A 12,239-nucleotide genomic window follows, 5' to 3' on the forward strand; every position below is an offset into this window, starting at 1 on the left:
ACTTGACGGTCATCCAGGCGTCGGTCCACTGCTGGAAGTTGGTGCAGGTGACGTCGGTGCGGCCGTCGATGCACTGCTCGATCGGGGTGGTCCAGAACCATACCTTCGAGAAGTACTCTTCATCGGTCGCGTTGAAGGTGTCGCAGTGCTCGCGGGCCTCGTCGCTGGTCTCGCAGAATGCCGCGTTCGCGGGGGCCATGCCGAAGTTCATGGCGATCGCACCGTTCACCTCGGGCGACGAGGTGTAGTCCATCCACAGGTAGCCGCAGTTGGGGTTGTCGGATTCGGCTGCCAGCATCCAGGCATCCGACCAGCCGGTCGAGCCTTCTTCGGGCAGCGTGCCCTCGAGCGACGGGTTCTCCGACAGCTTCTTCAGCACCTCCCACGAGGTGCCGGCGACGACGTCGCCGCCGTTGAACGCGGTGATCTGCGCGGTCGGGTCCGACCAGTAGTCGCCGATGATCTCGTTCTGCTGCTTCAGCAGCTCGACTGCGGCATCGAGCTGATCCTGATCGAGCGCGTAGGGGTTGGTGATGCCGAGGTCGGGCTCGTGCTCCATGAGGTAGACGGCCGCGTCGGCGATGTAGATCGGCGCATCGTAGCCGATGATCTTGCCGGCGTAGGGGCTGTCCTTCTCCCAGGTGATGTCCCAGCTGGTGGGTGCTTCCTTCACGACATCGGTGTTGTACTGCAGGATGTTCGCCCCGCGGCCGATGGGCACGCCGTACGACTGGCCGTTGAGCGTGTCGTAGAGCTGGCCCTTCATGCCCTCCACGATGTCGTCGCCGAAGTTCGGGATGAGGTCGAGGTTGAGGGGCTGCACGTCGCCGCCGACGATGAGGCGCAGGCTCGCGTCGCCCGAAGCCGAGACGAGGTCGTAGTTGCCGGTGCGCATGAGCTGCACCATCTCGTCCGAGGTGCCGGCGATCTTGCGGTTGACCTTGCAGCCGGTCTCTTCTTCGAACTGCTGGGTCCATTCGGGCTCCACGAAGCCCGACCAGGCGACGATGTTGACTTCCTTCTCGGCATCGCCGAGCGACTCCATCATCGGGATATCGGGCACGTCGATCTTGAGTTCGCCCGAGCCGCCTGCGGTGTCGCCGCCGCCGGCGCAGCCGACGAGGGCGAGCCCGATCGCAGCGGTCATGGCGAGCGGTGCTGCCAGTTTCTTGAGTTTCATCATTACTCCTTCGTGTGATGTCCCGCTGTGCGAGAGAGTGCGGGCCGGGCCCGCGGTGGTGATGCTTCCGGGTAGTGGTGGGTGTACGGGGTCTGGGGGGGGTCAGGCGGCGGTCTGCTCGGCGCCCGTGCCATCGGCGCCGGGGATCGGCGTGGCGTGATCCCTGTGGAAGCGCACCGCGACCCGGTCGCCCCGCTGCGCCGAAGCGACAGTGGAGGGGGTCTGCGAGTTGTGCTTCTCGGCGATGATGCGCTCGCCGCCGTCGGTATCGATGAGGTAGCGGGTGTTGGGGCCGGCGTACACGGCCTCGGCGATGGTGCCGCCGAGGGTGACGGTGCCGAGCTCTTCGGGCGCCGTCGGGTCGACGAGGTGCACGCGCTCCGGGCGCAGGCTGTGGGTCTGCGCCGAGCCGAGCAGCTCGTGCGAGAGCTCGGCGGGGAGCAGGTTCGTGACGCCGAGGAACTTCGCGACGAACTCGGTCTGCGGGAATTCGTAGACCTCGCGGGGGCTGCCGACCTGCTCGATCTTGCCGTTGTTGAAGACGGCGACGCGGTCGGAGAGCGTGAGCGCCTCCTCCTGGTCGTGCGTGACGAAGATGAAGGTGATGCCGACTTCGCGCTGGATCTGCTTGAGCTCGACCTGCATCTGCTCGCGCAGCTGCTTGTCGAGGGCGCCGAGGGGCTCGTCGAGCAGCAGCACGCGGGGGCGCAGAATGAGGGCTCGGGCGAGGGCGATGCGCTGGCGCTGGCCGCCCGAGAGCTGCGAGGGGCGGCGGTCGGCCACGTGGGCGAGCTGCACCTGCTCGAGCGCTTCGGCGACGAGGCGGTCGCGCTCCGCCTTGGCGACCTTGCGCACCTTCAGGCCGTAGGCGACGTTCTCGGCGATGGTGAGGTGCGGGAAGAGCGCGTAGTCCTGGAAGACCGTGTTGACCTCGCGGTCGAAAGGGGCGTCGTTCGTGACGTCGTTGCCGTGCAGCTCGATCTTGCCCGCGGTGACGTTCTCGAAGCCGGCGATCATGCGCAGGACCGTGGTCTTGCCCGAGCCCGAGGGGCCGAGCATGGAGAAGAACTCGCCGTCGCGGATCTCGATGTCGAGATCCTTCACCGCCGTGAACGAGCCGAACTGCTTCGTGACACCTTGCACCGATACCGCGGTGGAGGCGGTGGGGAGCAGGTGGGTGTGCTCCTCGTGCTTGCGAGGCCGGGCGATGCCGTGGCCGAAATCCGCGCCGGTGTCGGCGGGTGAAGTGTGAGACATGTCTCGCTCCTCAACGTCGTTGTCGAATCGATGTTTGAAACCATAACATATGTTTTTATAGGTAATAATTGCAAACGGGCGCTCCCGAATCACGTTTTGGTTACGATCGATGCATCGGATTCAGTGGCTTCGAAGGCGGGACCTGCCAGAATCGAGGCGTGGCGCATGCCGCACGGAAAGGAGACTCCGATGAACACCATCGCCGCGCAGTCTCCGCCGAGCCGCCTGCGCACCGCGGCATTCGCCCCCATCGGCGAAGAGGGCCGCACCGCGCTCGTCGAATCGCGACTGGTGCAGGCGATCTCGGTCGGCGCGTTCACCGAGGGCGAGAAGCTGCCGAGCGAGAACGAGCTCTCGAGCCTCATGGGCGTGGCCGTCGTGACGGTGCGCGAGGCGCTCGGCACGCTGCGGCACCGCGGTCTCATCGAGACCAAGCGCGGCCGCAACGGCGGCAGCTTCGTGCGGCCGAGCCGCATGGCCGTCGAAGAGGTGAACGCGCGCGCCCTCATGGAGATCCCGCGCGTCGAGCTCTCGGATCTCGGGCTGCACTACGAGGTCGTCTCTGCCGCGTGCGCCGAATACGCTTGTCAGCGCGCGATGGAGGACGAGCTCGACATCGTCCGGGGCATCCTCGAGGCCGCGCGCGGTCTCGAAAGCGACGCCTGGCGCCGACGCATCACCGAGGTGCAGCTCGAGCTCGCCGCCCTCAGCCAGTCGGTGCGCCTCACGCGCGAGCATGTGCGCGTGCAGACGGAGTTCACGCCGCTGCTCGCGCTGCAGGATCTGGACGACGCGGCGCGCGGCGCCACCCACGAACTGCTCGCCGCCCAGATCGCCGCGACGCGCGCGGGGGATGTCGCCGCGGCCCGCGCTTCGGTGCGCGAGAGCGTGCGCGGGTCGATGCGCTGGCTCATCGGATTCCGCACCGAGCTCCTCGCCGCTCCGCAGGGGAGCGATCTTCATGACACACTTGAGGCACGTCGACAGCCGGAGGCGGCGGTCGAGAGCCGGTAGGGGGAGTTGATGACGCTGACGTGCCAGACCCGCGATGAAGCGCTGAGCGGGATGCTCTCGAAGGTCGACGTGTTCTTCGACGGGGTCTTCACGCCGCTCGAAGCGTGGCGCCCGCGGCTCGTCGACGAGCTGCGCGGCGCGGTGGCCTCCGGCCGCCTGACGGGCGCGCAGCTCGCAGCCCTCATCCGCCCCGGTGCCCACGAGGTGCTGTCGGTCACCGAACGGCCCATCTACGGCGCCGGCTACTGCGCGAGCGACGCGGTCGTGTCCGAGGGCAACCCGCTGGCCTGGTGGCAGGGCGAAGACCGCAGCCTGCTCGCCTCCTCGACGTTCGGGCCGGGCCAGGCCGCCATCGACCTCGTGCGCCTCGAGTGGTATCGGGTGCCGCAGGAGACGGGCGAGCGCCATGTCGCAGGCCCCTTCGTCGACTACCTCTGCTCGAACGAGATCACGCTGACCTCGGCGGTGCCGCTCGTCGTCGATGGCGCGTTCTGGGGCGTCGCGTGCGCCGACGTGCTGGTGTCGTCGCTCGAGCGCGCCATGCTCGCCGACCTCGCCGACGTGCCGAACGTCACCCTCGTGAACTCGGGCGGCCGCGTCGTCATCTCGACCGACCCCGACTTCGACACGGGGCAGCGCTACCCGGGCGCCGATGCCGCGGGCGGCGTCGGCGGCGACGGGGTGCGGGTCGCGCGCTCCGAGCGCTACCCGTTCTCGCTCGTCGTGCCCGAATAGGGGCGTTCGAGAGCAGGCGCGCGCCCGAATCTGGTCGGCCGGCTACAGCAGGTGGCGGCCGCCCGACCCCTTGATGCGGTTCACCAGGTTCTTCACGTCTTGAGCGCGGCTCTTCGAAGTGACGAGCAGCACGTCGGCCGTGTCGACGACGACCACGTCGTCCATGCCGACGAGCGCGACGAGCCGGTCGCTGTCCGAGACGACGATGCCGCTCGACGCGTCCGAGAGCACCTGCGCCCCGTCGCCGAGTACGGCGAGGTCGCTGCCTCGGCCGCGGGTGAGCAGGTTCGCGACCGACGCGAAGTCGCCCACGTCGTCCCAATCGAAGTGCGCGGCGACGCAGACCATATTGCCGGCCGCCGCCGCAGGCTCGGCGACCGTGTAGTCGATCGCGATCTTCGGCAGCGTCGGCCACAGGCGCTCGCGCACCGCCGCGGCATGCTTCGTGCCCCACGCGGCGGCGATCTCTCGCAGCGAGGCGACCATCTCGGGCTGCTGCTCGGCCATCTGATCGAGCAGCACGCTCGCCCGCGCGATGAACATGCCGGCGTTCCAGAGATAGCCGCCGTGATCGAGGTAGGCCTGCGCCTGCACGGCGTCGGGCTTCTCCACGAACTCGGTCACGTCGTAGAGGTCGAACGGCGCGATGTCGGTGCGGGCGCCGCCGCACGCGATGTAGCCGAAGCCGGTCGCAGGGTTCGACGGGTGGATGCCGATCGTCGCGATGTAGCCCTGGGCCGCGGCGCGGGCAGCTGCGGCGACGGCGCGCTGGAAGAGCACATCGCCGCGGATGACGTGGTCGGCCGCGAACGAGCCGAGGATCGCATCGGAGTCGCGCAGCTCGAGGATGGCCGCGGCGAGCCCGATCGCGGCCGACGAATCCTTCGGCTCGCTCTCGGTGATGAGGTTCTCGGGCAGCAGTTCGGGCAGCTGGTCGACGACCGAAGCGCGGTGCGCGTTGCCGGTCACGACGAGCACGCGCTCGGGCGGCGCGATCGGGGCGAGCCGCGACCACGTGTCGCTGAGCAGGGAGTCGCCCGAGCCCGTGAGGTCGAGCAGGAACTTCGGGGCGTTGGCGCGCGAGAGCGGCCAGAGCCTCGAGCCGACGCCGCCGGCAGGGATCACGCACGTGAGTCGATCCAACGCGCTGTCTCGCACAGGCATAGCTGAACACATGCCGACCAGACTATCGCGCGCAGGAGGGCGATCGGCTGGATGCGGACATCGGGCGGAACGATCGCGCCAGCGCCCGGGCGGCCGGCATCGGCCCGCCGGCATCGCAATCATCAGATGTTGCGGGGGTGCGGAGCGCAGCCGTGCCGTGCTGGAGCCGGGCGAGAATGGTGCCATAATGGGTCTGCAGCGGATTCTCAGTTACGGTTCGGCGCGCCTCGACGTGCCCGGGCCACGGAACCGCGGCGGCAGCGTCGGGCAGGCCCCGACTCGGCAGGACCAAGGAGGACGCACGTGACAGCCCAAACGGCAGAGGCCGCAGCCGCGCCGAAGCGGAAGAGCCGGCCCGGCGGCACGCTCTACCGCGGCAACGAAGGAATGTGGTCGTGGGTGCTGCACCGCATCACCGGTGTCGCGATCTTCTTCTTCCTCCTCGTGCACGTGCTCGACACCGCCCTCGTGCGGGTCAGCCCCGAGGCGTACAACGCCGTCATGAGCGTGTACAAGACCCCGATCATGGGCCTCGGCGAGGCCGTGCTCGTGGGAGCCGTCGTCTTCCACGCCTACAACGGCATCCGCATCATCCTCGTCGACTACTGGCGCAAGGGCGCGCACCACCAGCGCGCCATGTTCTGGATCGTTATCGCACTGTGGGTCATCACCATGGCCGGCTTCCTGCCGCGCCACCTGATGAACGTGTTCGGGTTCTGAGAGGGGAGACCAGGGATATGACATCGACCATCGAAGCTCCTCGTTCGCAGGCTCCGGCCAAGAAGCGCACCAACTGGGAGAAGTGGGGCTGGATCTACATGCGCGTATCGGGCGTTCTGCTCGTCGTGCTGGTCTTCGGCCACCTCTTCTCGAACCTCATCGCGACGCCCGGCGGCGTGCACGCGATCGACTTCGGCTTCGTCGGCGGCAAGCTGGCCAAGCCCTTCTGGCAGTGGTGGGATGTGCTGCTGCTCTGGCTCGCGCTCATCCACGGCGGCAACGGCATGCGCACCATCGTCAACGACTACGTGTCGCGCACGGGCGTCGCGAAGACCCTCAAGGTGCTGATCTTCCTCGCGGTGGCGCTGCTGATCGTGCTGGGCACCCTCGTGGTGTTCACCCTCGACCCCTGCCCTGCCGGAGCCGACCCCTCGCTCGTCGCCTCCTTCTGCCCGGCGAGCTGACCGGCATCCCGCTCACGGGCTGAGCGGCGCACGCAGTGAACACAGATTTCGAAGAATAGGAAGCACGTGACTACGAACACCCACGAGGGCGAAGAAGTTACCGTCAAGGACGGCGTCACCTACCACCAGTTCGACGTCGTCATCATCGGCGCCGGCGGTGCCGGGATGCGCGCGGCGATCGAGGCGGGGCCGAAGGCGAAGACGGCCGTCATCACGAAGCTCTACCCGACCCGCTCGCACACGGGTGCGGCGCAGGGCGGCATGGCCGCGGCGCTCGCCAACGTGGAAGAGGACAACTGGGAGTGGCACACCTTCGACACCGTCAAGGGCGGCGACTACCTCGTCGACCAGGACGCGGCCGAGATCCTCGCGAAGGAGGCCATCGACGCGGTCATCGACCTCGAGAACATGGGCCTGCCCTTCAACCGCACCCCCGAGGGCAAGATCGACCAGCGCCGTTTCGGCGGTCACACCCGTGACCACGGCAAGGCGGCGGTGCGCCGCGCCTGCTACGCCGCCGACCGCACCGGCCACATGATCCTGCAGACGCTGTACCAGAACTGCGTCAAGCTCGGCATCAACTTCTTCAACGAGTACTACGTGCTCGACCTCGTCATGACCGGCGAGGGCGCGGACCGCCGCCCCTCGGGCGTCGTCGCCTACGACCTCGCCTCCGGCGACCTGCACGTCTTCCAGGCGAAGTCGTTCGTCTTCGCGACCGGCGGCTTCGGCAAGATCTTCAAGACCACCTCGAACGCGCACACCCTCACGGGCGACGGGGTCGGCATCGTCTGGCGCAAGGGCCTGCCGCTCGAGGACATGGAGTTCTACCAGTTCCACCCGACGGGCCTCGCGGGTCTCGGCATCCTCCTCACCGAGGGCGCGCGCGGCGAAGGCGCGATCCTGCGCAACGCTTCGGGCGAGCGCTTCATGGAGCGCTACGCCCCGACCATCAAGGATCTCGCGCCGCGCGACATCGTGGCGCGTTCGATGGTGCAGGAGGTGCTCGACGGCCGCGGCGCCGGCCCGCACAAGGACTACGTCTTCCTCGACTGCACCCACCTGGGCGCCGAGGTGCTCGAGACGAAGCTCCCCGACATCACCGAGTTCGCCCGCACCTACCTGGGCGTCGACCCGGTGACCGAACCGGTGCCCGTCTTCCCGACCGCGCACTACGCGATGGGCGGTATCCCCACGAACGTGCAGGCCGAGGTGCTGCGCGACAACGAGACCGTCGTGCCCGGCCTCTACGCCGCCGGCGAGTGCGCCTGCGTCTCGGTGCACGGCTCGAACCGCCTCGGCACGAACTCGCTGCTCGACATCAACGTGTTCGGCAAGCGCGCGGGCAACGCCGCGGCCGACTACTCGCAGACCGCCGAGTTCACCCCGCTGCCCGAGGACCCGGCCCGCGAGGTGCGCGAGATGGTCGAGCAGCTGCGTACCGGAGGCGGCACCGAGCGCGTCGCCGATCTGCGCCGCGAGCTGCAGGAGAACATGGACCGCGGCGCCCAGGTGTTCCGCACCGACGAGTCGCTCACCCAGGTGCTCGGCACCATCCACGATCTGCGCGTGCGCTACATGAACGTCGGCGTGCAGGATCGCGGCAAGCGATTCAACACCGACCTGCTCGAGGCGATCGAGCTCGGCTTCCTGCTCGACCTCGCCGAGGTGCTCGCGTACACCGCGCGCAACCGCAAGGAGAGCCGCGGCGGCCACATGCGCGACGACTACCCGAAGCGCGACGACGAGAACTATATGAAGCACACCATGGCGTACCTCGTCGGCGACCCGCATTCACCGGACCCCGAGGATCACATCCGTCTGGACTGGAAACCGGTCACGTTCACGAAGAACGAGCAGGGCGAGTTGCGCTACCCGCCGCTGGAGAGGAAGTACTGAGCCATGAGTCACGCCACCGCACCCGCACCGAAGGCCGCTCCCGACGCGCCCCAGCCGTTCACCGTCACCTTCCTGGTCCGCCGCTACATCCCCGAATCGGGGCGCGAGGCGTACTGGGAGGACTTCGACGTCGAGATGTACCCGACGGACCGCGTGCTCGATGCGCTGCACCGCATCAAGTGGGAGGTCGACGGCTCGCTGTCGTTCCGCCGCTCGTGCGCGCACGGCATCTGCGGCTCCGACGCGATGCGCATCAATGGTAAGAACCGCCTCGCCTGCAAGACCCTGATCAAGGACCTCGACATCTCGAAGCCGATCTACGTCGAGGCGCTCAAGGGCCTGCCCCTCGAGAAGGACCTCATCGTCGACATGGAGCCGTTCTTCGACGCGTTCCGCGCCGTCAACCCGTTCCTGATGCCGAACTCGGCACCGGCGACGCCCGGTAAGGAGCGCCTCCAGTCGGCCGAGGATCGCGAGCGCTTCGATGACACCACCAAGTGCATCCTGTGCGCCGCGTGCACGACGAGCTGCCCGGTCTTCTGGACCGACGGCCAGTACTTCGGCCCGGCCGCCATCGTGAACGCGCACCGCTTCATCTTCGACTCGCGCGACGACAACGCGCAGGTGCGCCTCGACATCCTCAACGACAAAGAAGGCGTGTGGCGCTGCCGCACGACCTTCAACTGCACCGACGCCTGCCCGCGCGGCATCCAGGTCACCAAGGCGATCGCCGAGGTGAAGGCTGCGATCCGCACCGGCAAGACCGACTGAGTCAAGGCCCTCACGCCCGCTGCGGCGAGTGCGATAGGCTCTGCCCGTGATGACGCCCCCTGAAGCCCCCCGGCGAGATGCCGAGGCCGCTTCCGGGGCGTCGCTCGTCTCCGAGACCGTCGAACGCGGCAAGGGCTTCTGGGCGTGGGTGCAGCGCACCCGCGCCTGGCGCACCTTCTCGCGCTTCACCGACGTCGGCGGCAGCGTGCTCACCGGCGGCATGAGCTATCAGGCGCTCTTCGCGGTGTTCGCCGCGCTCTGGCTGGGCTTCGGCATCTTCGGCATCCTGCTGCGTTCGCACGACGAGCTCTTCGACACGCTCGTCACGCAGATCAACGGCTTCGTGCCGGGGCTGCTGTCCCTCGACGGCCAACCGGGCGCGGTCGACCCGGCCCTGCTGCTGCAGGCGCGCACGCTCGACTGGACGAGCGCCGTCGCCGGCGCCTCGCTGCTGTGGGTCGCCGTGAACTGGTTCACCGGCACACGGCGCTCGCTGCGGCTCATCTTCGGGCTCGAGGTGAAGCAGTACAGCAACGCGCTGCTGTTGAAGCTGCGCGATCTCGTGCTCGCGGTCGTCTTCTTCCTGCTGATCCTGACCTCGGCGGCGCTCACGGTGGCGAGCACGACGCTCATGTCGGTCATTCTCGACTGGCTCGGTGCGAGCCCCGACAACTGGCTGCTCGGCACGCTCGGCCGGCTCGTGCGCTATGCCGTCATGGTCGCCTTCGACACGCTGCTGCTCGCGATCATGCACCGCTACCTCGCCGAGATCGAGGTGCCGTGGCGGAGGCTGCTCATGGGATGCCTGGTCGGCGGGCTCGCCCTGCTCGGGCTCAAGCTCGGCGGCACGGCGCTGCTCGGCGGGGCGACGAGCAACCCCCTGCTCGCGACCTTCGCAGTGGTGGTCGGTCTGCTGATCTGGTTCAACCTGATCTGCCGCGCCCTGCTGCTCACCTCGTCGTGGATCGCGTGCGGCCTCGACCGCGCGCTCGGGGTGCGCGAGGCCGACCTCGGAACGTCCGATGCGTCCGCCCCGCTGCGGGAGGGCGTCGACGGCGCGAAACCCGACGGGGCGGAGCGGGACTGATCTCCGCTGCCGTTCCGGGGGCGCCGACGCTCCGGATCAGCAGTTCGGCGTCGCGCTGCCGGCGGTCTTGATCGTCTCCCAGGGGGAGACCGCGCCGCCCGGCGTGACGAGGCGGGCCTCGATGACGGCTGTCGCGTAGTCCGTGCCCACCGCGGCCGCGCCCCACTGATCGAGCGGTGCCAGCGCGGGGAGCTGCCAGTAGGTCAGCCAGCTCGGATCGGTCAGCGTCATGAAGCCGGTGGTGAACGCATTGCCCCGCGGGTCGATGTAGACGCCGTCCACGAACAGGGACGCGGGGCTCGCGGGGTCGAAGTCCGGGTGCACCAGTTCGACCGGTTCGCGGCCCGGCGATGTCGCGCGCATCTCGATCGCTCCATAGGCATTCGCGATGCCCCAGAACTCGAAATCCGTGCGGCAGACGAACCCGGTGGTGAGCATCGGATCGACCCAGGGGGTCGGCGGATCGACCGGCGGGACGACGACCGGCTGCTCGGTCTCCCCTGAGCCTTCGGAGTCCCCGGAGCCTCCGGAATCTTCGGGCGCCGGCGGCTCCGGGGGAGCGGCGGTCGACGGGTCGGCGGCGCCCGCCGCTGCGTCGACGACCGCCTTTCCGGGACCACCGGCGTCGCCCACGGGTGCGGCATCGGGTACGACGCGCGTCTCGCGCTCCTGCTCGGACCCGATATCCTGCTGGCCGTCTTCGTCGTCGGTATCGGAGGCGGCGCCGTTCGCGGGCTCGTCGGCGGAGGAGGCCGCGGGCGGCTGGGCGATTATCTCCGACGACGGCGGGCTGGACAGCCAGACCGACGCCGTGACTACCGCTGCGGCGACCGCGATCCCTGCCGCCACGAGCGAGATGCCGCCGAGCCCGATGCCCGCGCCGACGGTGCCCGCTGCGGTCGTGCCCGCTGCCGTCGCGCCCGCGGATACCGAGCCTGCTGAGGCCGTGCCGGCAGAACCCGCCGTTCCGGTCGAGCCAGCCGTGCCGGTCCCTGCGCCCGGGATCGCCGGCAGCGCGGCGGCCATCGCGGCCGTCGGCTGCAGCGTCTGCAGCAGCGCGGCGGCTCCTCCCATGCCGAGCACGATGCCCGCGAGCACGAGGCCGATGCGACGGTTCAGGGTGCCGAACTCGGCGGCGATCTGCGCGCACTGCTCGCAGTGCTCGAGGTGCGCGGCGACCTCGCGGCCCGCCCGCGCGGTGAGCGTGCCGCGCTGGTAGCGCTGCAGGCGTTCGATCGTCGTGCGGCACTCCGCGGCAGCGACCTCGCGGTTCGCGTGCGCCTCGACCCAGGCCGACTGCAGCGCCGACCGGGCTCGCGCCGCGAGCGCCGATGTGCTGTTCGCCGAGAGCCCGAGGTGCTTGGCAGCCTCACGGGGCGGCAGCTGCTCCACTTCGGTGTACCAGAGCGCCGCCTGCCAGCGCGGCGACAGCGTCTCCCAGGCCTCGGCGACGGCGTTGAGGTCGAACGCGTTGTCCTCCCACGGGCCCGCCTCGTGCAGCTCGGGCACGCTCTCGATGTCGGCGTGCATGCGCTCGGGCGAGCGCAGGCGGTCGGCGGCGACCGTCTTGATGACCTGGTACAGGTAAGGGCGGAACGCGCCCTGCGGCCCGCGGCCGTTGCGCACCAGCGTGAAGATCTTCAGATAGGCCTCCGAGACCACGTCCTCGGCCTCGAGGCCGGGGGCGAGACTGCGGGCGGCAACGATCCCTGCCCCGCGGTGCATCTCCCAGAGCTTGGAGAATGCGGCGGTATCGCCTTCGCGGCTGGCGCGGAGGAGCTCTTCATCGGCTCCGGACTCGCTGCGTTCCAAGATGGTCTCCCCGAGAAAAACGCACGCGCATCGTCCGAATGCGCATGCGCGTCGTGCGCGACTGATGCACCGCAACGGGCTGTTCCCGTCGAGTTCCCCCGCTCCAGTATGCGCAATTTTCCTGAAAGTTACACAT

11 protein-coding genes are annotated in these 12,239 nt (G+C 69.0%); 7 read left to right on the forward strand and 4 right to left on the reverse strand.

Annotated features, from left to right (window positions below; all coding sequences use genetic code 11):
* Both NHL51_RS00005 and NHL51_RS00010 read right to left on the reverse strand, forming a co-directional pair.
* On the reverse strand, window positions 1–1,183 hold a 1,183-nt coding region (locus NHL51_RS00005; RefSeq protein ID WP_434140842.1), incomplete at its 3' end, for an extracellular solute-binding protein.
* A 99-nt stretch (window positions 1,184–1,282) separates the two neighbouring features.
* A complete protein-coding gene (locus tag NHL51_RS00010) occupies window positions 1,283–2,437 on the reverse strand; it encodes an ABC transporter ATP-binding protein (protein WP_434140843.1) in 1,155 nt (384 codons plus the stop codon).
* Window positions 2,438–2,626: 189 nt separating this feature from the next.
* On the opposite strand from NHL51_RS00010, the gene NHL51_RS00015 reads away from it, so the two are divergent.
* Together NHL51_RS00015 and NHL51_RS00020 are read left to right on the forward strand one after the other, a co-directional pair.
* Complete coding sequence (locus NHL51_RS00015) at window positions 2,627–3,451, forward strand: FadR/GntR family transcriptional regulator (RefSeq protein ID WP_434140844.1); 825 nt, start codon at window positions 2,627–2,629, stop codon at window positions 3,449–3,451.
* Between the two features lie 9 nt (window positions 3,452–3,460).
* Entirely contained in the window at window positions 3,461–4,186 is a 726-nt protein-coding gene (locus NHL51_RS00020) for a hypothetical protein (RefSeq protein WP_434140845.1), read from the forward strand.
* Between the two features lie 42 nt (window positions 4,187–4,228).
* Here the strand turns inward: NHL51_RS00020 and NHL51_RS00025 are convergent, their stop codons facing one another.
* The gene (locus NHL51_RS00025; protein WP_434141662.1) at window positions 4,229–5,350 is read right to left on the reverse strand and encodes a mannose-1-phosphate guanylyltransferase; all 1,122 of its coding nucleotides are present in this window, start codon (window positions 5,348–5,350) and stop codon (window positions 4,229–4,231) included.
* A 303-nt stretch (window positions 5,351–5,653) separates the two neighbouring features.
* Between NHL51_RS00025 and sdhC the strand changes: the two genes are divergently transcribed.
* The 5 genes from sdhC to NHL51_RS00050 all read left to right on the forward strand — a co-directional run bounded on the left by sdhC (window position 5,654) and on the right by NHL51_RS00050 (window position 10,291).
* A complete protein-coding gene (gene sdhC, locus NHL51_RS00030; protein ID WP_434140846.1) occupies window positions 5,654–6,070 on the forward strand; it encodes a succinate dehydrogenase, cytochrome b556 subunit in 417 nt (138 codons plus the stop codon).
* A gap of 17 nt (window positions 6,071–6,087) precedes the next feature.
* Entirely contained in the window at window positions 6,088–6,534 is a 447-nt protein-coding gene (locus NHL51_RS00035; protein ID WP_434140847.1) for a succinate dehydrogenase hydrophobic membrane anchor subunit, read from the forward strand.
* Between the two features lie 66 nt (window positions 6,535–6,600).
* The gene (gene sdhA, locus NHL51_RS00040; RefSeq protein ID WP_434140848.1) at window positions 6,601–8,433 is read left to right on the forward strand and encodes a succinate dehydrogenase flavoprotein subunit; all 1,833 of its coding nucleotides are present in this window, start codon (window positions 6,601–6,603) and stop codon (window positions 8,431–8,433) included.
* A 3-nt stretch (window positions 8,434–8,436) separates the two neighbouring features.
* A complete protein-coding gene (locus NHL51_RS00045) occupies window positions 8,437–9,204 on the forward strand; it encodes a succinate dehydrogenase iron-sulfur subunit (RefSeq protein WP_434140849.1) in 768 nt (255 codons plus the stop codon).
* A gap of 49 nt (window positions 9,205–9,253) precedes the next feature.
* Window positions 9,254–10,291, forward strand: a complete 1,038-nt coding sequence (locus tag NHL51_RS00050; RefSeq protein ID WP_434141663.1) for a YihY/virulence factor BrkB family protein — start codon at window positions 9,254–9,256, stop codon at window positions 10,289–10,291.
* 36 nt (window positions 10,292–10,327) lie between these two features.
* On the opposite strand, the gene NHL51_RS00055 is transcribed toward NHL51_RS00050, so the two are convergent.
* On the reverse strand, window positions 10,328–12,103 hold the full coding sequence (locus NHL51_RS00055) for a sigma-70 family RNA polymerase sigma factor (RefSeq protein ID WP_434140850.1): 1,776 nt from the start codon (window positions 12,101–12,103) through the stop codon (window positions 10,328–10,330).
* Window positions 12,104–12,239 lie beyond the last annotated feature (136 nt).

Origin of the sequence: Leucobacter sp. gxy201 (assembly GCF_051043335.1) — a bacterium.
Classification (GTDB): Bacteria; Actinomycetota; Actinomycetes; order Actinomycetales; family Microbacteriaceae; genus Leucobacter.

Bases quoted from the DNA above. Each gene is read 5' to 3' on its own strand.
- NHL51_RS00035 (WP_434140847.1), top strand. From the start codon at position 6,088: ATGACATCGACCATCGAAGCTCCTCGTTCGCAGGCTCCGGCCAAGAAG.
- NHL51_RS00010 (WP_434140843.1), bottom strand. From the start codon at position 2,437: ATGTCTCACACTTCACCCGCCGACACCGGCGCGGATTTCGGCCACGGC.
- NHL51_RS00020 (WP_434140845.1), top strand. From the start codon at position 3,461: ATGACGCTGACGTGCCAGACCCGCGATGAAGCGCTGAGCGGGATGCTC.
- NHL51_RS00050 (WP_434141663.1), top strand. From the start codon at position 9,254: ATGACGCCCCCTGAAGCCCCCCGGCGAGATGCCGAGGCCGCTTCCGGG.
- NHL51_RS00045 (WP_434140849.1), top strand. From the start codon at position 8,437: ATGAGTCACGCCACCGCACCCGCACCGAAGGCCGCTCCCGACGCGCCC.
- NHL51_RS00015 (WP_434140844.1), top strand. From the start codon at position 2,627: ATGAACACCATCGCCGCGCAGTCTCCGCCGAGCCGCCTGCGCACCGCG.
- NHL51_RS00025 (WP_434141662.1), bottom strand. From the start codon at position 5,350: ATGCCTGTGCGAGACAGCGCGTTGGATCGACTCACGTGCGTGATCCCT.